Annotated in this window: 17 protein-coding genes and 1 pseudogene; 7 read left to right on the forward strand and 11 right to left on the reverse strand. The window is 66.8% G+C overall.

Annotation, left to right across the window (positions count from 1 at the left end; translation table 11 throughout):
* Positions 1-460, reverse strand: a 460-nt coding sequence (locus JWN97_RS12030) for a hypothetical protein (protein ID WP_297622806.1), incomplete at its 3' end; no start/stop codon positions are given.
* Positions 461-468: 8 nt separating this feature from the next.
* Positions 469-1,134 (reverse strand): hypothetical protein, encoded by a 666-nt coding sequence (locus JWN97_RS12035; RefSeq protein WP_297622807.1) that lies wholly within the window; start codon positions 1,132-1,134, stop codon positions 469-471.
* Between the two features lie 290 nt (positions 1,135-1,424).
* Here JWN97_RS12035 and JWN97_RS12040 point away from each other — a divergent pair, with 290 nt between their 5' ends.
* A complete protein-coding gene (locus JWN97_RS12040; RefSeq protein WP_297622809.1) occupies positions 1,425-2,504 on the forward strand; it encodes an ATP-binding protein in 1,080 nt (359 codons plus the stop codon).
* Positions 2,505-2,693: 189 nt separating this feature from the next.
* Positions 2,694-3,464: an SDR family oxidoreductase gene (locus JWN97_RS12045; protein WP_297622811.1), complete on the forward strand. Its 771-nt coding sequence runs from the start codon at positions 2,694-2,696 to the stop codon at positions 3,462-3,464.
* Positions 3,465-4,305: 841 nt separating this feature from the next.
* Here JWN97_RS12045 and JWN97_RS12050 read toward each other — a convergent pair.
* Positions 4,306-5,130 carry a class I SAM-dependent methyltransferase gene (locus tag JWN97_RS12050; protein WP_297622813.1) on the reverse strand — a complete coding sequence of 275 codons (825 nt, stop codon included), beginning with the start codon at positions 5,128-5,130 and terminating at the stop codon, positions 4,306-4,308.
* 92 nt (positions 5,131-5,222) lie between these two features.
* Between JWN97_RS12050 and JWN97_RS12055 the strand changes: the two genes are divergently transcribed.
* Positions 5,223-6,848: a LuxR C-terminal-related transcriptional regulator gene (locus tag JWN97_RS12055; protein WP_297622815.1), complete on the forward strand. Its 1,626-nt coding sequence runs from the start codon at positions 5,223-5,225 to the stop codon at positions 6,846-6,848.
* A gap of 135 nt (positions 6,849-6,983) precedes the next feature.
* Here JWN97_RS12055 and JWN97_RS12060 read toward each other — a convergent pair whose 3' ends face one another.
* The 6 genes and pseudogenes from JWN97_RS12060 to JWN97_RS12085 form a co-directional block, all read right to left on the reverse strand.
* Positions 6,984-7,232, reverse strand: coding sequence for an SCO4226 family nickel-binding protein (locus tag JWN97_RS12060; protein ID WP_297622817.1), 249 nt, complete (start codon positions 7,230-7,232; stop codon positions 6,984-6,986).
* Between the two features lie 275 nt (positions 7,233-7,507).
* Positions 7,508-8,020, reverse strand: coding sequence for a hypothetical protein (locus JWN97_RS12065; RefSeq protein ID WP_297622820.1), 513 nt, complete (start codon positions 8,018-8,020; stop codon positions 7,508-7,510).
* 374 nt (positions 8,021-8,394) lie between these two features.
* Entirely contained in the window at positions 8,395-9,543 is a 1,149-nt protein-coding gene (locus tag JWN97_RS12070) for a HAMP domain-containing sensor histidine kinase (protein ID WP_297622822.1), read from the reverse strand.
* 329 nt (positions 9,544-9,872) lie between these two features.
* Positions 9,873-11,507 carry an ATP-binding protein gene (locus JWN97_RS12075; RefSeq protein WP_297622824.1) on the reverse strand — a complete coding sequence of 545 codons (1,635 nt, stop codon included), beginning with the start codon at positions 11,505-11,507 and terminating at the stop codon, positions 9,873-9,875.
* Between the two features lie 285 nt (positions 11,508-11,792).
* Positions 11,793-12,756: pseudogene (locus tag JWN97_RS12080) on the reverse strand (IS3 family transposase); the annotation flags it as partial.
* Between the two features lie 158 nt (positions 12,757-12,914).
* Positions 12,915-13,502 carry a transposase gene (locus tag JWN97_RS12085; protein ID WP_297622826.1) on the reverse strand — a complete coding sequence of 196 codons (588 nt, stop codon included), beginning with the start codon at positions 13,500-13,502 and terminating at the stop codon, positions 12,915-12,917.
* A gap of 1,092 nt (positions 13,503-14,594) precedes the next feature.
* On the opposite strand from JWN97_RS12085, the gene JWN97_RS12090 reads away from it, so the two are divergent.
* Both JWN97_RS12090 and JWN97_RS12095 read left to right on the forward strand, forming a co-directional pair.
* Complete coding sequence (locus JWN97_RS12090; RefSeq protein ID WP_297622828.1) at positions 14,595-15,455, forward strand: hypothetical protein; 861 nt, start codon at positions 14,595-14,597, stop codon at positions 15,453-15,455.
* A 462-nt stretch (positions 15,456-15,917) separates the two neighbouring features.
* Positions 15,918-17,048 carry a hypothetical protein gene (locus JWN97_RS12095; protein ID WP_297622830.1) on the forward strand — a complete coding sequence of 377 codons (1,131 nt, stop codon included), beginning with the start codon at positions 15,918-15,920 and terminating at the stop codon, positions 17,046-17,048.
* A 272-nt stretch (positions 17,049-17,320) separates the two neighbouring features.
* Here the strand turns inward: JWN97_RS12095 and JWN97_RS12100 are convergent, their stop codons facing one another.
* The gene (locus JWN97_RS12100; protein WP_297622832.1) at positions 17,321-17,512 is read right to left on the reverse strand and encodes a hypothetical protein; all 192 of its coding nucleotides are present in this window, start codon (positions 17,510-17,512) and stop codon (positions 17,321-17,323) included.
* Positions 17,513-17,880: 368 nt separating this feature from the next.
* Between JWN97_RS12100 and JWN97_RS12105 the strand changes: the two genes are divergently transcribed.
* Positions 17,881-20,010, forward strand: coding sequence for a carbon starvation CstA family protein (locus JWN97_RS12105; protein WP_297622834.1), 2,130 nt, complete (start codon positions 17,881-17,883; stop codon positions 20,008-20,010).
* Positions 20,007-20,192 (forward strand): YbdD/YjiX family protein, encoded by a 186-nt coding sequence (locus JWN97_RS12110; RefSeq protein ID WP_297622836.1) that lies wholly within the window; start codon positions 20,007-20,009, stop codon positions 20,190-20,192. The genes JWN97_RS12105 and JWN97_RS12110 overlap by 4 nt, the downstream gene beginning before the upstream one ends.
* Positions 20,193-20,604: 412 nt before the next feature.
* Here the strand turns inward: JWN97_RS12110 and JWN97_RS12115 are convergent, their stop codons facing one another.
* Complete coding sequence (locus JWN97_RS12115; RefSeq protein WP_297622838.1) at positions 20,605-20,952, reverse strand: transposase; 348 nt, start codon at positions 20,950-20,952, stop codon at positions 20,605-20,607.
* Positions 20,953-21,098 lie beyond the last annotated feature (146 nt).

A 21,098-nucleotide genomic window follows, 5' to 3' on the forward strand; every position in this document is an offset into this window, starting at 1 on the left:
GCGTCAACGTCCCGACGACGCCCCCATCGCGACCGGCCAGCGGCACGATGAGCGCGCTGGTGAGGCCCAGCCTGCGGACCAGGGCCAGGTGCTCGGCACTGGCGGCGGTCGCCTCGATGACCTCTGAAGGGATGAACGGATAGATCTCGCTCCGCCCGCTGCGCACGACGTTGGCGGCGCCGTGGGGGGCATCCATCCGGGTCGGGAAAGCACCCATCAGCGAACGTGCCCACTCGGTGGTCTCCGGGTCGCGATGCTGAAGCGCGACCGTCTCCAACCGGCCGTCGTTCAGCATCTGCACCGAGCACCAGTCTGCAAACCGGGGCACGAGGAGCCGCCCGACCTCTGCCAGCGTGGTGTCCATGTCGAGGCTGCGCGACAGGCTCATCGATGCTTCCGCCAGCAGGACGGTGCGCTGCGTTGCAGCATCTTGGACTTGGAGCTCGGCTGCCCGGCGCATGGCGCTAGTCAGAGCCCCAGCGAGCGAATGGAGAAAGCCGTCCTCGTGCGGCGTGAAGAGATCCGGGGGAACGTGATGGCCAGGAGCCCGTACGTCGTGTCGTCGCGGTGCAACGCATGCAGGTGCAAGCTGCGGTCGGTCGAGTAGTACCCGGACAGTTCGGGGAAGGACATGACGATCTCGTCCAAAGATCGGAAGTGCATGTCCGTGCGCTCCCGCGTCGCGACCGCGCCCGGCAGGTCGCTGGAAAGGGGGACCTCCTGGTAGTGGTCCGCACCACCACCGACTCGTCCGTGCCAGCTGAGGGTCCGAAGCACGTCGTCGGCGTCCAGGGACAGCACCATCGCCGACTTGGCGCCCAGGGTGCCCATGGCTTGACCGAGGAAACCTTCGGCTGCGTCCTTCACGGTGCGGGCACCCGTGAGCTCGATGGCGAGTGCGTCGAGCACGCGTTGCGCCAAGGCCGTCGTCCGGGCGAGGCGTTCGCTCCGGCGATGGTTCGCGTCTGCGGCGATCAGTGCTAGCGCGCAGATCAGAACGCACGTGGCGAAGCGGATGGCCCAGTCCCGTTCGCCGAGGTTGTCGTTCCACGTACCCGAGGCGACCGATGCCACCACCGCAAGCGCGACGACGTTGGCGGTGCGGCGCACGTCGGCGTTGATGGCGGTAAGCACCGCGGCGCCGGCGTACGCCCCGTTGATCTAACGCCCCAGCGCGCGAGGTCGACGGCCACCATCAAGCCGAGCAGCAGCACGCCCCCGAGCCACGACAGCCCTCTGAGCTCGCCACGTGCTGGGATCGGTACGACCACATGTCCTCGGATCTCTGGGGCGCCTGGACGAACACGGTCGCCAGCGCCGTGAGGCTATTTGACCGTCAACAGAAGAATAATCCCGCGAGGGGTCGCTCGTTCGGGGTTCGCTAGACCGGGCTGCAGGAGGCGCCCAGAGACACGGAGTCACGGGTGAGCCGCGCCGTAGCGCGGCCGATGGCGCGTTCGACGCTGCGGCTCGGATCTCGTCTCAATCTTGACGACGTAGTGCGCCTGTCAGGGCTAGCCTTCCTGTCCATGGGGAGTGCACCGGGCAAGTTGCACGTGCGCCTGGCCGCGGACGCGGCCAGTGTCTCGGGTGCGCGCCGCTTTGTCGTCGATGGCCTCAGCGCGTGGGGGGACACGCGGTTCGTGGACGCGGCGGAGCTCGTGGCAAGCGAGCTCACGACCAACGCGGCCCTCCATGCGCGGGCCGACTTCATTTATGTGACCCTGGAACGCAGGACGACGTGCGTGCGAGTGTCCGTGGAGGACGACGGTCCGCTCGGCGCCGACGTGGTGCAGGCGCGGACGCAGGCCGGCGGAGATGCGTCCGGGTGGACCGAGCTGGACGCGACCGGTCGCGGCATGGCCATCGTGGGGATGGTGGCCGGGTGTTGGGGCGTGGACGAGACCGCTCGCGGGAAGCAGGTGTGGGCGGAGCTGGTCGATCCGGACGACGCCCTCCATTCCTTCGGAGAGCCCCTGCGCACCCGCCCCACCACGGGCTCCCTAGCGTCAGATCAACTGCCGCCGGGGTGGGTCATGGTCCGGCTCGCTCAATGCCCCGTTGCGCTCAGCCTGCAGCAAGACCGTCACCTCGACGAGTTGGTACGAGAGCTCCAGCTGCTGTCGGTGGACGAAGGCAGTGGCCAGTCAGTTGCGCTCGCAGACGAGATACGCGGGCTGCTGGTCTCGCCGACGCATGCACGTCTGACCGGGCGCCGGGCCGCAGAGCGTGCTCGCGAGCAGGGCAAGGAGGTGGTGGACGTGGACATGGCCATGCCTCGGGAGTTCAGTGAGTTGATCGTGCAGTTGCAAGAGGCTGTTACTCGTGCCGACCAGCTCTGCAAGGACGGTCAACTCCTCACACTCGCCTCACCTCCTGACGTGCAGGAGCTACGTGCCTGGATGACCCACGAGATCGTCGCGCAAGCCACATGCGGAGCGCCCCCAATTCCGTGGGCTGAATGGCAGGGCAAGGCGACCAGCGCCTCGATCGGCAGACCCTGACATTGCCGGGCTTCCCTCGGGGCATCCACCTGCCCTGGCCCGAAGGCGGCCGCGTGGCAGCTCAGGCGGCGAACTGGGTCACCTAACGGCCGGCGAGGCGCGGCTGTGTCGCGATGTGTGGGTTTCTCCGCACGTTAGTGTCCTCGCCAGTGGGCAGGCCTGATCTGGCCGATCGTGAGGAGGCACTTGGTGGAGCTTGGTCTGGCAGGCAAGGTCGCGGTCGTCACGGGTGCAAGTCGGGGCATCGGCCGCGCGGTCGTCGATGAGCTCCTGGCCGAAGGAGTCCTCGTCGTCGCGGGAGCGCGCGACGTGACGTCGCTGCTGGGGGTTACGGACGTCAGCGCAGTGTCGGTGGATCTCGCCACTCCGGAGGGACCGGGACTTCTCCTCGACGCTGCCGTCTCCGCCCATGGCGGTGTCGACTTCGTCGTCAACAATCTCGGCGACCTTCGCCTTCACTTCGGCGGCTTCACATCGATTACCGACGAGGACTGGCTCTGGTCGTTCGAGGTGAACTTCATGAGTACCGTGCGGACGATCAGGGCAGCGATCCCGCATTTGATCGAGCGTCATGGAGTCATCGTCAATATCGCCTCGCTCAATGGGCGGATCCCTGCGCCCGAGGCTCCCGAGTATTCCGCGATGAAGGCCGCGCAGCTCAACCTGACGCGGTCGCTGGCGCTGGAGCTCACGCCGCTGGGTGTGCGTGTTAATGCGGTCTCGCCGGGTCCGGTCCTGACCGACATGCAGGTCGGACCGGGTCGCATCGCCGAGCAGGTCGTAGCCGAGACAGGGGGTTCGGTGGATCAGTACGTGACCGGTGTGAAGCAGGTCTCGCCGCTCGGTCGATTCGCCAGTCCTGAAGAGATCGCCTCAGCGGTCGTGCTGTTGTTGTCCGAACGTCTCGGCTATGTCACCGGCGCCGAGATCGCTGTGGACGGAGCCCTGCAATCCGGGTAGCGCAGGATCCCTGCTCGCCGACATGAAGCGCTCCTGACACCTGAATGCTGCGTCGAAGGCCCTCCACGAGCCGACACACCCCGCGGCGGATGAACGCCGGCCCATTGGCCCTTGGGTAACCGAATGGCATGGGTCACCCGGTCAATCGGCGCGTTCGTGTGGCGGCGAAAAGCTGCAGCACTCCGCACCGCCAGCACGCTGTTCGTCGACCGTGTCAGACCCGCTGCACCTACTGCTGCAACCCGTGTGAGTAGGTACCCTTTGCCAGGCGTTGCGGCGTGCTTGATGCGGGCCTGAGTTCTCGTATCCCGCTCGAAGCCTTGGTCTCACTGGGTGCCCGCCGGCGCTCGACTGCGTGAGCGAGGATCTTCGGGCACCCAGTTGAGCAGGACTAGGCTTACTCCGGGCGTCGGGTTGGCGCAACCATGGTTGAACGATCGACTTCTCGCCCACCGTCCACCGCCGACGTGGGCGGGTGGCCGCGCACCTCGGTCGGCCGCGCCACCACGGGATTGGTCAGGTGCGTCCTTCCTCCTGTCGGCTAAGTGCCGTACCTTGTGGCTGCTGCGGTCGCGCCATCGGGGTGACGTCGAGCTCTGCTTCGTCCGTGTGGCGAAGCACTGCAGCGTTCCGTCATTCCCCTGCCCAGCGCTCCACGTTAGATCGTCCAGCCGACTGTCGACGCCGCCGACCGGTACGTCACCATCACGCTGCAGGCGCCGCTCGGCGTCCCGTCATGATCCCGCGCTGGTCGACTACCCCCGGATGGTGGGTGCCAGCAGCACGGCGGCGGTCACTGTGCTCGAGTGGGATCAGCGGCCGACGCCTCGGAACTGGTCGCTCAGACGCGGGTGCCGACGGCGATGAGGTACTCCTTCTCGAAACGTGCCGCGTCTGGGGTACCGCGATTCCAGGTGTCGCAGAACGCGTCGAGAGCTGCGTCGAACTCCGTCTCCCGGCCTTCGCGTGCGGCATTGGCACGCACCGCGATGGTTGGGCCGTAGTAGGACTTGAAGTGCTCGCCGTAGTCGCGGGCCCTGGAGAAGGCCGTGATCTCGAGGGTCTGCTTTTCGAGGGTGTGGAGCTCGACCCTCCCGCCGAACAAGCCGCGCAGGTGCTCCTCGCTTCCCCACAGGGGTGGCGGGGACGCCCCGGGAGGCGGCGGCGGCGCGAAGGGCTTCATCGTGGCGAAGAGCGCTCCGAGCATCCCTTCCGGAGTCCAACTCAGGATACCGATGGTTCCTCCGGGTCGGCATACCCGCACGAGCTCGTCGGCCGCAGCCTGGTGGTGCGGCGCGAACATCACGCCGATCGACGACATCACCACGTCATACGACGCATCGTCGAACGGCAAGGCCTCCGCGTCGGCAGGAACCCACGTGATGTCGAGTCCCTCCGCGTCTGGTCGAGCCCGGCCGGCGTCGAGCAGTTCCGGTGTCAGGTCGCTTGCCGTGACCCTCGCACCTCGCTGGGCCGCCGGGATCGAGGCGTTCCCGGTGCCGGCGGCGACGTCGAGGACGTGGGTGCCGGCCTCGATGGGACACGCCTCGACCAAGCGCGGCCCGAGCGGGAGCAGGAACGTGTCCACCATCTGCGGGTAGTCGCCGGATGCCCACATGCTCCGGTGCCGAGCCTTGAGTTCGCTGTCGGCTGTCTGGGTCGTCATGGTCTTCCTTTCGATAAAGGGGTCTCCACCATCTCGTCGTCAGCTGTCGAGTACATCGGGCGAAATCCCCATCCCGTCCCTACAATCAGATAATGGAGGCGCCCGCCGACGATCTCGAGGCCGGCCGGCGCGCGCTGGAACGGGCCAGCTGGGCGGTTGCACGAACGTCCTTCGAGGCGGTGCTTGCCGCTGATGACTCGGCGCAGGCGCGCGAGGGTCTCGGGTTGGCTTTGTGGTTTCTGGGCGACGTCGCCGGCGCGATCGACTCGCGGTCGCGTGCGTTTGAGCTGTACGCAGCACAGGGCCGGTGCGACGAGGCTGCGCGCACAGCCGTGTGGGTGTCCCACCAGCACGTCATCGGTGGCCGCGTCTCCGCTGCCCGGGGGTGGCTGGGTCGCGCGGAGAGGGTGCTCGACGCTGTGGCGGAGTGCGAGGGTCACGGCTGGGTCGCGGTGGAGAGGGCACGGCACGCCACGGCGCTGGAGGACCGGATCACCCATGCTCTCCGCGCGGTCGACATCGCCCGCAGGCTCCACGCCGGCGACCTCGAGATCTTCGCTTTGAGCGTGGTGGGGCGCGCGCGGGTCGAGGGGGGAAACGTCGAGGATGGCCTTCTGCTGCTGGAGGAGGCGATGGCCGGTGCAGCTGGCGGACAGGTGCGCAACGTCCACACCCTGGCTGAGGCCTACTGCAACCTGATCATGGCAAGCACCAGCGCCGGTGACTGGGTGCGAGCCAACGAGTGGTGTCAGCACGTCGACGCCTTCGCCCGCAAGAACGCGGCCGCTCCCTTGTTCGGCACGTGCCGAGGGGTACATGCGGACGTGCTCTTCGCCACGGGGCACTGGGTCGAGGCGGAGCGAGCCCTTGACACGTCTCTGGTCACCCTCACGGGGCACGTGCCGGAGCTCGCCGAGCCGTCGGTGGCCTCGCTCGCCGAACTTCGCATCCGTCAAGGCCGTCTGCACGAGGCGGAGGCATTGCTGGCTGGGCGTGAGGAAGCTCCTCCGGCACTACGGGTGCTGGCCATGCTCCGGTTGGCCCAGGGCCGACGGGAGGTGGCCGTCGTCCTTCTAGAACGAGCGTTGCGCCACGGCACGGCTGGCGTCGTCGGGACAGCGCGCGTCCTGTCCACTTTGGTCGAAGCCCGCCTGGAGCTCGCAGACCTCTACGGGGCCCGCGCTGCAAGCCACCACCTGGCTGAACTGTCGCGCACCTCAAACATCAGCGTCGTGACCGCGCAGACTGAGCTGGCCCACGCGCGTGTCGCCCACGCGGAGGGGAGCCTGGAAGAAGCAGCCGAGCGGGCACACCTGGCACTGAGCGGCTTCCTGCGCCTGGCCATGCCCCTCGACGCGGCGGAGGCTCGACTCCAGCTGGCACGGGCTCTTCTCAATGGAGCCCCTGCCGTCGCCGAGGACGAGGCGCAAACCGCCCTCGCCGTCTTCGAACGGCTCGGTGCCGCCAGGCCTGCAGAAGCCGCCCTAGCCTTCCTCAGCACGTCGGGTACGGCTGAGAGCCGGCACCGGGAACTGGCACCGCTCACGCCACGCGAGCAGGAGGTGCTCGAACTCGTCGCGCAAGGCATGTCGAACGCCCGCATCGCCTCGTCGCTGATCATCTCCGAGAAGACAGCCGGCCACCACGTCAGCCACATCCTCACGAAGTTGGGCGTGCACAACCGCACCGAGGCCGCAGCTCGACTCAGACGGCGGTAGACGGGGACGAACTGCTGTCAGGCCATGAGGTCGACACAGGCCGGCGGAGTCTTGACGGCCCCTCCCCCGATGCGCTGGGGCGCGCTTGCGGTCTTCGGGAGCGGGGAGAAGCCGCGATCCCATCGCGCTAACGAACTACGCCTGCACAGGCACCTGATAGATGTCGTCCGCCGGGTGTCCTGCTCGTTCGTGAATCTTGCGGACTGCTTCAGCGCTCGGCGCTTCAGAGAGGCAAAAAACCATCCCACTCTCGGGGTCGGCCCAAGCGTGCTTGAAGTTCACGCCTTCCTCATCCTGAATGGCCAAGTCAGCGTTGTGCGCCTCGGCAAGCGCCTCTGGCGTGACGCCTTGCATCGTTGTGTGTACGTCCATGAACTCAGGCACGGGGTAGCCCCTTTCTGCCCCTGACTCTCCACCTGGGCGACGCACGTGGCAATAGCCGGTCTGCACCGGCTCATCGATACAGGGCGGGCAGGTAGCCGCCGCTGCCGCGGTGCTCGCTATGTTCGAGCGCCACTCCGCCGCGATCAGGACCGGTCGCCAGGTGATTCGCGCACCCATTCTGCGATCACGGACGAGGCCTCTTTCAACGACGCAAGTGCGGCCCTGCTGCGGTACGGAACGGGCCGTGACACCAACTCCTCGGGGCAGCAGGCATGTTAGAAGTTCGCCCGAGCCCCTGTGAGCAACTTATGTGACGGTGACCCCTTCGGCGCCAGGTGGGATAGCGCTCCTCGGTCGCATTGGTTCCACAGCCAGTACGAGAACGACCCACCGGCGAGTTCAGACCGTCTCCACTGCGCGACCAGCGATCCGAAGTTCGCCTGTCCAGCATGCGCCATGGATGCAGCACGCTCAAGATCATCGAGCCCCATGACCGCCGGCTGAAGTACGCGCGGGTCCCGGGCGAGGCGGCGCCAGCGTTCCGCCTCAATGACTCCAACAGCACCCTGCTCCACCACACCCGAGATCGACGAGCCAGCGCCGTTGACTATCAGCGGGAGGATCTGGCTCGGCCGCGCGGACCATGAAGCCTGCGCCTCCGAGAGCATCCGATCCAACGTCTCGTCAATCTGATGCAGTTTGTTCACCATGCTGATCTGCAGTTCCCGAACGAGATCGTCGACCCCTCCCGTCGCCTGAGCCGCCAGCGACAGTCGAACGGGGATCATGACCCCAGTTGCCCTTATTCTGGCGTCAGGTGTCGCCATCCTGCGGTCTGTTGCTCGGCGACAACACGCGCTGTCGACGGTGCCGTCGCCGCGTCCGGCGGCTTAGTCGGATCCGTAGGCGGCACTGGGTCGGACGCTCGACGAGCACGCGGACACTCACGCTCCTCAACCGCCGCCCTTCAGGTGGCCACGAGCTCGAGCACCTACTCACGCGACAACGACGGCCGCCGACGCCGCGGCGTGAGGTGCCGCGACTGATCATCTTCGGCAACAGCGCGAGAGCCTGGCCAACTGCGACACATCACGGCGACTTCCGATGTCACCGGCGCCTACAGCGCCATTAGCGCCGTGTGGCGCTGGCTGCTCGTTGGCGTCTAGGACGGAGTGTCGTGCTGATGCCCAAGGCGTCGGCGAGCGCGGGCAGGGGGCGTCGCAAGGATCGAGTGCCTCGGCAGTGTGATGACGAACGCCGAGCCGGGGTCGGCGGGGCGGTAGACGGCGTCACCTCCGTGGGCCTGCGCGAGCAGTCGCACGATCCAGAGTCCGAGCCCGACGGACTCGGGGTTGCGTTCGGTGCGGTTGAGCCGTTGAAAGAGCAGGTGGCGGTCGGCTATCGGTACGCCGGCACCGTGGTCCCGGACGAACATTTCGACTCCGGCGTCCACCGACCGCGCGCCGATCACGATCGGAGGCTCGCCGTGCCGCTGGGCATTGGCGCCGAGGTTGACCATCATCTGCTGCAGGCGCACGGGGTCGGCGCGGACGGTGAGCCCCGGTTCGACCTCGACGATGACGTCGGTGCTGCCCAGCAGCTCGGTGACTTGATGGGAGAGCTCCTCCACGTCCACGTCTTCCCAGTCCAAGATCAGCTTGCCGCCCTCCACCCGCTCGAGGTCGAGCAGCGTGATGGCCAGCGTGGAGAGCCGGGAGGTCTGCCGTGCGGCGGCAGCTACGAGGGGCTTCAGGTCGGCCGGCAAGCCCGGCTCCTCGCCGATGATCTCGAGCACGGACTCGATGGTGGCCAGGGGAGATCGGACGTCGTGGGCCAGGGTGGCCATCAAGGCGGCCCGCCAGCGCTGCTCCTCCTCGAGGGCCTCGCGGGCGGCCCTCAACCGTCGGACGCGGCCCTCAATGATCAGTGCGATGCTCACGGCGAACGGGATCACCAAGACGGTGCCGGCGAGTGCGTGCCGGGCCGTATCGCCAAGGACCAGGGCACCGAGGTATGCCAGCGCAGCAACCGGTGCGTTGAGGAGGATCGTCCGCCGGCTGTGGTGTAGCCCCAACCAGGCGAACGCGAGGACGAAGAACGCGCCGGAGCCAGAGCCGATACCGCCGATGGTCCACGTCGAGGCGCCGATCACGGTCCAGGCAAGCACCGCGAGCACTGCGGTGCTGCCGGCCGGCCAGCGGGCCCACGGCAGCACGACGGTCCCCACCGCGATCAAGAGGTCGATTGCGGCGAGGAGCAGCAACGGATCGCGACGGTCGGGCAGTGAGGTGATCGCCACCAGACTCAACACGGCCGACACGAGAAACAGGAGGCCGGCCTGCCGCGCGGCACGCGCGGTGTCGGCCTCCCTGCGCTCAGGGTCAGCGGGGAGGGTCATACCGCAGGGTAAACCGCGTGGCGGACGTCTCGTGACGGATCTGCTGCAGGACCAAGTGACGGACTAACCACGGGTCCGGTCGCGGAGATGCACGCGGAGAAGATCCGGACGACGTCGGCCGTGGCATATCTCGCGCTCGCGTGTCGCGTTGGGTCGTTGGGCCAATTCCGGTGCCAGCCTTCCTCGGCAACGCCGGCGAGACGAGGATGTCGACAAGGTGCGCCGTCGAGGTGCTCAGCAGCTCAGCTTGGGTGTGAGTACGTGGTCTGACTCAGGTCGCGGGGGAGGGCGATGGTCACGGTGGTGCCTACTCCGGGGGTGCTGTCGATCGTGAGTGATCCGTGGTGGGCGGCGACGATGTCCCGTGCGATTGCGAGGCCGACGCCCGTTCCCGGAATAGCTTGGCGGTGGGTGCTCTCGGCTCGCCAGAACGTGTCACAGGCTTGGGTCACCTCGTCGTGCGACATCCCGACTCCGTTGTCGGTCACTGCAATGCGTACGTGGTCCGCGTTACCGTGCACTAGTAGCGCGACTTGGCCGCCACGACCGGTGAACTTGATCGCGTTCGAGACCACGTTCCGCACCGCAACCTCGATTCGGGAGCCGTCCGCCAGCGCCCACTCGGCCCGCTGCGCGTCGGTCCTCAATGTGATGCGCGCCGCCGCGGCCTGCGTCGTGAAGGTGGCAGCCACAGAGTAGGTGAGATCCGCAAGGTCGGTAGACCGGAGATGTAGCTTGCGTCGGTCATCGGCGATGTCGAGAAGTTCCGTCATCCTGTTGCTCAGCTTGACCGCGGCGCCGTGGATCTTGTGGGCCGTGCGCTCAAGGTCGTCGTCGTGGCCGTCCACGTCGTGCAGGAGCAGTTCGACGTGCCCCATCAGGGAGCTGAGTGGGGTGAGCAGTTCGTGGGCGACGGTGGGGATGAAGTTCTCCCTGAGCTGGAGCGCGCGCGCCAGGTCGGTAACGTCGTGGGCTGCGAGCAGCGTCCCCCGTGCCGTGCCGTCGGGACGGAACACCCGGTGCGACGACGCCACCAGTGCGGCCTGTTTCCCGGGTGGCCCAACCCACAGCATCTCCTGGTCGGCGAGGTCGCCCTTCAGCGCTCGCGGGATGAGCTGATCCTCCGCGGGCACTAGCGTTTCGTTGTCTGCACGACGAACCTGCGATCCCGCCCGGTCCGGTCCGTCGAGGCGAAACCCCGCGATTTTGGCCCACCGACGCGCGAGGTCGTTCGCGAGAACCAGGTGCCCGCGGTCGTCGTAGAACGCCATCGCCACATCGACGGAGTCGAAGATCGTCCGGGCGAGATCTTCGCCGTCCTCGGCCAGCGCGCTGGCGTTGCACAGCTCCGCCGAGCACGCCAGCGCCAGTTGCTCCAGGATGGCGACATCGTCCTCGCTCCACGCACGTGGTGTCGAGTCAATGGCGCAGACCGATCCCACAACACGACCATCACAGCCGACCACAGGCCACCCGGCGTACGCAATCACGTCCAGCTCCGCAATGGCCGGATTGTCGGCGACGCGCTCGTCCTTGCGCGCGTCCTCAATGAGCAACGGCGCTCCATCCACTGCCACGTACTTGCAGAAGGAGTGCGACAGCGGGGTCTGGCGAGCGCTCCTGTAGGGCTCGGCAAGGCCGACCGCGCCCGGAAAGACCTGCCGATGCGCCTCCAAGATCGTCACGAGCGCCGTGGGCACCTTCAACAGCCGCTGCACCAGCAGCGCATAGTGGTCGAATGACCCGTCGACGGTGGCGGGACGCGAGTCCCGGGGCTCAAACGCCTCGGGCAATTGATGGCCATCGTGCGAGACGTCCTCGATACCCGTTTGCGAAGCGCGCGCATCCTGGATGTCCATGCGACGCGAGCGCGTCATGAAAACCCCCTGGGTCCGCCTTGTACGCCCGCCCTTTGGCAGGAGGATCGAAAGTAGCATCGGTCCGCAGAACGCCCCAAAGGTTCTCGCCCCAAAGGAGGTCACCCGATAGGCCTGGCGTTGCCGGTGAGTCGAGCTGCGACCTGGGCTGGAGTCGGGGTGAGTCTTGCGAGGCTCGCGGGGCCGCTGCGCTTGCGACAAGAGAGTCTGCTGCACGAACGGGTGACAGTCTGCCCTGCCCTACAGCGTGGTTTCCACCTGCGGTCGTGAGTCTTCAGGCGAGGTCGCGTTCGCGAGCTCGACCCGGGTCTTCCACTTGCGGCGATTGAGTAGCTCGATCTGCATCGAGGACCAGAAGCTCTCCATCATCGCGCTGTCGAGACAGTCGCCGACGGTTCCCGAAGGACGGTAGAAGCCCGGCGGTACGGATGCGCTCACCGAAGGCCCACGAGGTGAACTGCACCCCCGTGAGCGGCATGGACCATGCCGCTGGTTCGGGTCGACGGTTGCGGATGGCCATGTCGAGGGCGTTGACGACCAGCGTGGAGTCCTGCCGGGTGTCGACCGACCAGCCAGCGGCACAGAACACCTTGCCTTCCCTGGTGGGGTGCTCGGTTAGTCGGTGACCCAAAACTCGTTGGGACGTAGTCGATGGAACTTGCGGTTCGCCAGGTCCTCGGCGGTCGCTGCGCCCTTGAGTCGCTTGGCGCGCGGCGGGCCTGGTAGGCCGTAGATCTCGGCCTGTGTCATCAGTACCGACACCAGTCGCGAGCTCACCTAGACCTTCATCCCGATCGTGAGCTCTGCGTGGAACCGTCGATAGCGGTAAGTACTTCGGGACGCGACGTGGATCTCGCGGATCAGTCCGGAAGCCATGGCGGCGCATCTGGGTCGCGGACAACGGGCGGCGCTTGTAACGGCAATAGCCCTGACGCGAGACCCCGAGGACCCTGCACGCGACGTCGACGGGCATTCCCGGCGTCGGCCAGACGATCGATCACCGTGTGAACCCCTTTGGGTGCAGCCTGTCCTGATCGAGGAACTTCACGCCCTGCCGGATGACCGCCAGTTCGGTCTCGAGCTCACGGAGGCGTTTACGAGCCGCGTGGAGCTCGGCCGACTCGCTCGTGCTCACGCCCCGACGTTCACCGCGATCGATCTGGTCCTGCCGGACCCAGGCGTGTAGGCAGCCGGCGCTGATGCCGAGCTCGTAGGCGGTCTGTTTGACCTGTTTGCCTGAACGGACCAACGCGACCGCACGCGCACGGAACTCAGGCGGGTAGGGGCGAGGTACTCTCGAAGCCCTTCAGTCAGGCCCTCGACTCATCAGCAAATCTGAAACCCAACCTGTGGGGCAGGTCACAAACGCACGCTCATCCGCGATGAGTGAGACGCTCCTATGCTTCGTCAAGCCCGCGGCGGGCTGCTTTCGAGTAGGCGATACAGGTCTCGGGCGACGTAGCGGGCCAGGCAGCGTTTGATCTCTCGGCTGGTCTTGCCTTCGGCGGTGCGGCGGGCGACGTAGTCGCGGGTGGCTGGCTGGTACTGGATCCGGCTTTGGACCACGGTGTGCAGTGCGTTGTTGAGTTGGCGGTCGCCGTAGCGGTTGAGTCGATAGCGGGTGGTGACCTGGCCGCTGTTGGCGGGGATGGGTGCCACTCCGGCGAGCATCGCGAACGCGGCCTCGGAGTGGATGCGGCCGGGGTGGGACCACGCGCACAGCACCGTCGCTGCGACGATCGGTCCGACGCCGAACTCCTCGAGCAGATCCGGGCGCCACTTGCGGATGATGGCCACGATCGCCTTCTGCAGCTCACGGGCCTCTCTGAGCATCGCGTGCGCGCGACGCGCCAAGGTTCGCAGCGCCACCACGGTGCTGGTCGTCTCAACGTCCCACGACGAGTGCACGCGCAGGCTCGCGGCGGTGTTGAGCATCGCTGCGAGCTTCTGGCCGCGGAACCTGGCACGGATCGGTTCGGGTGCGGCGATGACCATGCTGAAGACCTGCTGCTGGGCCTCGGTGGAGGCGTTGATCGCGGAGCGGCGAGCGGCCAGGAGCACCGACAGGGCTTGGCGATCGCCACCGGCGCGGGGTGTTCCCAACCGCGGCCGGGCCATCGCTTCACGTGCAGCGCGGATCGCGTCGAAGGGTCGGACTTCGCGCCGTTGCGGCGTGCGGCCCGCTTCGGGCGGTCCAGCTCGATGACGATCTCCGACATCTCCAGCAGGTGTCGGCTCAGGCCGGCGCCGTGGCCACCGGTCCCTTCGATCGCCCAGGCCCTTAGCGTCGCGCGGGTATTGGCGAACTCCACCAGCTCGGCATAGCCCTCGGCTGTCGCGTCGACGGTGATCTCGTCGAGGACACCACCGGTCGCAGCATCGACCACGGCCGCGGAGTGAGTATGGACGTGGGTGTCGACGCCGATGACGACATCGACCATCTCGCGCAGATCGGTCAGACTGTTCATGCGTTCTCTCCTCCGCCGGACGGGACGTGGTTCCGGTCCGGGACGGAGGCTCGGCAGGACTGTGATGAGACACGCCAGGCGCCGCTAACGCCAGGTGGTCAGGCTCCTGATCAGGCCAGCTCCTCCAACCGGGCCGGGGCCAGCAACCGCGAGTGGACAGGTCGCACGAAGGCACGAAGCCAGTCATTCCGGGGGTCACACACGCGGTCACCAGCCACAGCCCATCACCATCAGGCTGCGTTGGCGATCCTCACAGTCATTTCGCCGCGTGCGCGGGCCGTCCCTTCGGTGCGACGCGACATCCGGAGCGCCGACTTCGTCACGACCAGGCTGACGCGGTCCAGCTCGGGCTTCCTCGAGGTCGCCGACGTGAACAACGACGGTCGGATCGACGCGAATGATGCCACCGTGACCGACTTCCCCAAGGGGCTGGCGGGTCGGGCTGCTCTCTCACCCGACCCTGTCCGGCAAGGCCGGTTTCGTTCCGGGAGTCGACGTCGACGGTGACGGTCAGTTCACCTCGCTTCCCACGTTCGGGCCTCGAAGGGTTCCTGTCCTGCAGTCCGGTGGTGACGCCCGCCTGCTCACCAGCGGCGTGGGTGCTCGACCGGCCACCTCAGTGTTCAAGAACCAGTGCGACCCCTACGAGAGAGATGAGGATGGAAAACGCACCCAGCCTCTGACGATCAACTCGTGTACCAATCCGCCCGGCCCTCAGTTCCCCGATCATTACTCGTGCATCGCCTATCACGGCTCACGATTCGCCCTGACGCACAGCGGGAGCGACGACTCCGAGCTGCGCAAGGACAAGCACGCTGACGGACCGACTCGCTTTCCCAAGGCACTCGCCCTGGCAGGCTTGCAGACCGCCTACGAGTGGTGCCGGCTGGTCAACCGATCCGGTGGGAGCTCCCGCGGAGCCGACGGCGTGCTGCTCGCCTTGTGGGTGCGGGAAGGCGCGTCGCCGCATCCGCAGAACACACCGTGCGGTCCCGTCACGGCAACCGGACCAGTTGGGGTGCGAGTCAGTATCGACCGGGTCACGATTGTGCAGGACAAGGACATCCAGGAGGACGAGCCGGGCGAGATCAACCTGTCACTCGTGCTCTACGACCCGCCGTCGCGCTTCAACCAGTCGGAGAAGTCGAAGGTCGGCCCGCTCTTCGCCGACGACGGTGGGACCAGTTCGACGCTGGTCGACGCGAAGGTGCCAGCACCGGTCCAGTACTGCCCAGGAGCCACCGGTCGTTTCCGAGTCGCCCTCCACGGCTGGGACGACGACGAAGGCGGTGACAACGGCGCGGAGGGCGCCGCCAACGGCGACTACAACCAGGACAACAGCACGCCGGACGACGTGATCATAGGTTTCACAGCAGCACATTCCATCTCCGACATACCCCTCGAAGGCAGCGCCACCTTCACCACGGTCTCAGGCGACATGGAGGTCATCTACCGGCTCGACAGGAGCACCGCTTGTTAGCGGGATGGCACCGAGTCCTCAGCACGGCTCGAAGCTCGCTGGTCGCCCAGCGAGCCGTGCATCGGCGGATGTGCCCGGCGCACCACTTCGGGGGTGGAGGCTGCGCTCCTCAGCCATGCCCCGGAACCACGAGGTAGGTACCCCGTGGTCGGGTCGATCACGCGCGCAACGCCGCTCATGCCTACTCCCCCTCCTAAACGCTTATCCGTCGCAGTCCACACACCCATCTGCGACGGAGCAGTGCCGCGCATCCGAGGGATCCGCAGGTGGCATCGCTGATGTCGGTTTGCACGCCACGGTCCATGCACGGACTCCGAGCGCCGTGTCGGAATTACAGCGCTGCGGGCACGAGCGTCAGGGCGGTCCTGACTAGACCAGTTGGCGTTCGCGGTCTCTGAACGATGCCTGGACCGCGGAACCGTGGTGTGGTGTTCTCACGGATACAACGTTCGGGGGGACATCGTGCGACTCATCGGAATTCCGCTGTCACTGATCGCTGGGCTGCTGATTGTGCAGTCGCCGGCCGACGCGAACGTCGTCCGCGACAGGGATTGCGGTGGCTTCCCAAGTCAGCAGGCCGCCCAGCTGTACTACCTCAACCACAACCCTGCTGCCGACCCGGACGGCTTGGACTCCGACAGTGATGGCGTCGCCTGCGAGTCCCTCGGCGGGCCGTACTACTACGGCAGCAACCCGAACCCGGGAAGCAACAACCCGACGCCTCACCCTCCGAAGCCCCTTAAACCTAGGCCGATCAAGGTTGTCAAGGTGCTGGCCGGCGATCTGCTCAAACTTCGCCAAGAAGGCAAGCCTGCCTACAAGGTCCGGCTCGTGGGCGCCGAGGTGAAGGGAAACTCGTGCGTCGCCAACGGTGCGCGTCGTGATCTGAAGTCGTGGATCAAGCCAGGGCGCGTGGTCACCGTCGAGATCGACAGGCGGGCGCCGAAGCGGCGCAAGGGCGTGACGTTGGCCAATGTTGTCACCAAGCGCGGCAACTACACGATCGGCGGCACCCAGGTCGGTTCCGGTTGGGCCACGGTCGCCAAGTACCGGTTCAGCGACCGCACCCGCTACGAGCGGTGGGCCGGCCAGGCCTCTTACCGTCGCCAGGGACTGTACGGCGAGTGCTTCGAGAACGCTGGCAGCGAGAAGAACCCCTACCTGATTGGTACCATCTTCGACTTCGGCTCGTGGCGCTACCAGTTCGCCGCGACAGATCCCGACGCCCTACCCGAGATGCAGGCCGAGAACACCGCATCGCCCGGGAGTGTCACTTACGGAGGACCTCCCGCACCTGGCTGGGTCTACGTACGCGTCGCGGTCACCGTGACGCGCATCAGCGCGGGCTCGGGGGCGCCGAGCTGGCTGGACTTTGAACTCGCCCGCGATTCCGACCGTTACGACACGTTCGGGTCCGGCACGAGTGACTGGTGTGGCACAGGTCCGGCATACCTCGACGAGCAGCCCCTCGCCCGGGGGCAGAGCCTGACCGGCTATGTATGTGCCAGCGTTCCCGCCCCGCTCCGCGCCGATGACACGTGGGTGATCACGTCAGAGGACTACAAGACCGAGCGCTTCATCAGGGTTGGTTAGAGCTCGGACCATCATTCGGCCAGCTGAGTGACTTGTGTTGCTGCTTCAGTCCGCCGTTTTTGCCCCGCAAGCCTGAAGGGCGCGCGAGCCAAGCGACCGATGAAGTCTTCCCCTCCCCCGCGACTCACTGAAGTCAAGGACGTCGGACCAACATACGGAGGGTGCATTTCCACGCTCAAAGCGTGCGGATAGGTCGCGCCCGCCAACATCTCAAAGGGAGCGTGCAAACACAGGCTCGCTGGCGCACTGCCCAGCGATGACGACGGCTCAACCTAGCCGGTCTGCCGAAGTTGCCCGCGGCTGATCGCAAGCACCAGCAGCGCTACGGAGTCGTTCTCCAGAATGCCCTGGGCCTGCCCGATGATCGTGCGGTTGACGATCGCGATCCCGAGCTCGTCAATCTCTCGTTCAGCCGACACCGCCGCGGCCAGGTTCCTGCTAGTGCTCTGCTGCTGCGACGTCATCGGCATCGAAGCGCTTGCCGCGAGCGCCACGGAAGCGGCAACCCGAGGTCTTGCGCTCATCGGGTGGTGAATCTGCTCGAGGACATGTGACAGCCGCGTTGGTTGCACAGGGTAAGGCAGAGACATAGCTACCGAGCCGCAGCAGGACGGAGGCGCATTGGTGCGGGGCGTCCAGCTGGCGAGGCCGACCCCTGGTACGAGGCAACCTCTTGCGGTGAGGTCTAGACCGCGGTACAGATCAGGAGAAGGCTCGCGGCCCGCCGGGGCGCGCCTGAGCAGGAGGAGGTCGCTCCATGTCCACGCAGTCGACACACACCCCTGAATCCCCAACCCCGACCGGTGGTCCGCCCCGCAGGACCGCAAAGTCGATGGCCATCTGGGGGACGGTGGCCGTAGTCGGTGCCGTCTGCTGGGCCGTCCTCGCGCTGTCTCGCGGAGAGGAGGTCTCGGCCCTCTGGATCCTCTTCGCGGCCCTGGCCTCCTATGCCATCGCCTACCGCTTCTACGCCCGCTTCATCGCCTACCGGGTGCTGGGGGTCGACGACACCCGCGCCACACCGGCGGAGCGGCACGACAACGGCCGGGACTTCGACGTCACCCATCGTCACGTGCTGTTCGGGCACCACTTCGCCGCGATTGCCGGGGCGGGCCCGCTGGTGGGTCCGGTACTCGCCGCCCAGATGGGTTACCTGCCCGGCACGATCTGGATCATCGTCGGCGTCATCCTGGCCGGCGCTGTGCAGGACATGGTGGTGCTCTTCTTCTCGATGCGCCGCGACGGCAAGAGCCTCGGTCAAATGGTCCGCGAGGAGATCGGCGTGGTGGGCGGGATCGCCGCACTGATCGCAGTCTTCGCGATCATGATCATCATCCTGGCCGTGCTCGCACTGGTGGTCGTCAACGCCCTGGCCGAGTCGCCCTGGGGCGTCTTCTCCATCAGCCTGACCATCCCCATCGCCCTGTTCATGGGCTACTACCTGCGAGTGCTGCGCCCCGGCCGGGTCTCGGAGGTCACCGTCATCGGTGTCAGTCTGTTGCTGCTCGCGATCATCGGCGGGGGGTACGTCGAGCAGATGGGTCTCGAGGACGCGCTGACCCTATCGAAGGAGCAGCTGACGCTCGGCCTGGTCCTCTACGGCTTCATCGCTTCGATCCTGCCGGTCTGGATGCTGCTCACTCCTCGCGACTACCTCTCCACGTTCATGAAAATCGGCGTGATCGTCCTCCTGGCCGTCGGCCTGGTGCTCGCCGCCCCGGTCCTGCAGCAGGAGGCGGTGACCGACTTCGCCCGAGAGGGCACCGGACCCGTGTTCGCCGGCAAGCTCTTCCCGTTCGTCTTCATCACCATCGCGTGCGGCGCACTGTCGGGGTTCCACGCCCTCATCGCCTCCGGCACCACCCCCAAGATGGTGGCCAAGGAGAGCCAAGTCCGGATGATCGGCTACGGCGGCATGCTCATGGAGTCGTTCGTTGCCATCAGCGCCCTCATCGCCGCCTCCGTGATCGACCCGGGCCTCTACTTCGCGATCAACAGCCCGGCCGGTGCCACCGGGGGCGACCCGGCCACCGCGGCGGAATTCGTCAACGGACTGGGCTTCGTCATCACGCCCGACCAGCTGACCGGAGCTGCCGCAGCAGTGGAGGAACAGACGCTCATCTCCCGCACGGGTGGCGCACCGACACTCGCGCTCGGCATGTCCCAGATCTTCACTCAGGCATTCGGCGGCGGGCTCGCCGCCTTCTGGTACCACTTCGCAATCATGTTCGAGGCGCTCTTCATCCTGACCGCCGTCGACGCCGGCACCCGGGTGGGTCGCTTCATGCTCCAGGACACCGTCGGCAACGTGTGGCCCAAGTACGCCGACCTCTCCTGGAAACCGGCCTCCTGGTCGGCGAGCGCCGTGGTGGTAGGGCTCTGGGGCTACATGCTGTACGTCGGCGTGACAGACCCACTGGGCGGCATCAACCAGCTCTTCCCGCTCTTCGGCATCGCCAACCAACTGCTCGCGGCGATCGCGTTGACGCTCTGCGTGACGCTGCTGATCAAGCACGGCAAGGCGAAATGGGCGTGGGTGCCGGGAATCGGTCTAGCCTGGGATCTCGTCACCACCATGACGGCCAGCTACCAGAAGGTGTTCTCCGACAACCCAGCCATCGGATACTTCACCCAGCGCGAGCGCTACGCCGACGCCCTGGATGCCGGTGAGCTGCTCGCCCCCGCGACCAGCGTCGACCAGATGGAGCAGGTGGTCTTCAACTCCACGGTCAACGGCACCCTGCAGTCGCTCTTCGCACTCCTGGTGCTCGTGGTGGTCGCCAACGCCATCGTCATCTGGGTCCGGGCCCTCCGCTCCGGCGGTCTGCCGACCACAGAAGTGCCGTGGCACGAGTCCCACTTGGTCGCGCCCTCCGACTTCTTCGCCACGGCCGAGGAGAAGGAGGCCCTCCAGCAGTGGGAGGCTACAGGGCGTGGGAGCGAAGTGGGGAGTCACCGATGACTGTGGTCCTGGAGGTGGCACGCAAGCTGCGCTGGTACGTCCGTGAACTCACCGGTGAGGCCAAGTGGGACGACTACGTCGCGGAGTGCGCTGCCTTCGGTGAGCAGCCGATGTCCCGCCGCCAGTTCGAACGTCGACGCGACCAGGAACGTGAGCAGCTGCCCGGCGGACGCTGCTGCTGAGCGGCCCGTCCAAAGACCAAAGCGGGGACGCGCGACGACCTCGAGCAGTAGCTTCGCGACATCGACTGGCCCTCCAACGTTTGGAGGAGGCCTAGCGCCGCGGGCGCGCCCGTTACCGCTTCGAGTCACGACGGCGCGGCCGCCTCGCTGAGGGTCGACTTGACCCTATGCAAGCGACACATATAGGCCCATGGTCCGATCAACGCAGCAGCGCGTCCCAGACCCCGACGCAGGCTCAATCCATCCAGATCGATGCAGGTCACGTTACGCACATGGCCGACTGTCAGGGGACTCGGCGTCCAGGACAGTCAGGTCGGATTCGGGGACCTGCCTGCTGCCCTGGTCGCCGGGGCTCGACGGCACACGGTCGATTCACTCCGCCTTGCATTGTCGACACCACTCAGCGGCGGTTTCAATCGGAGGTGGCGGACCACCCTCGAATGTGATGTGCACGACCCAGTTGATCTGGTGGTTCCCGGCTCGCGACAGCCGGCGGCGGGTCGCCTGAGGATGCGTCGATCGGTGCGGTGCCGTTCCAGGACGCGAAGTGGCCACGGTCGGGGAAGCGGGTGATGTCGCCAACCTCGACCAGCAACCGGGCAGCCCCAGAGGGTCCGATGTCGTGCAGGTCCAGCAAGGTGGCGCCGGTTGCCTCGACCAGTTCGGTCAGTTCCTTGTTCGCCGCCTTCTTCCGCGCGTAGATCCGCGCGAGGTGTGCGACCAGCTCAGCAGCGACCCGGCATCGGGGCTTGCCGGCCACGTGCGGAGCCTCGGACCCGGCGCAAGATGCACCGGGCCCGTTGCCTGTAGGAGCCGGGGCTTGCCTGCAATAGACGCTAGGCACCGGCGGGCTAGGGTCCCTCGCAGCCCCGAGCCACCGCATGACGAGCCGGGCAGATGTCGCCC

The organism is Nocardioides sp. (assembly GCF_025965415.1).
Taxonomy (GTDB): domain Bacteria; phylum Actinomycetota; class Actinomycetes; order Propionibacteriales; family Nocardioidaceae; genus Nocardioides.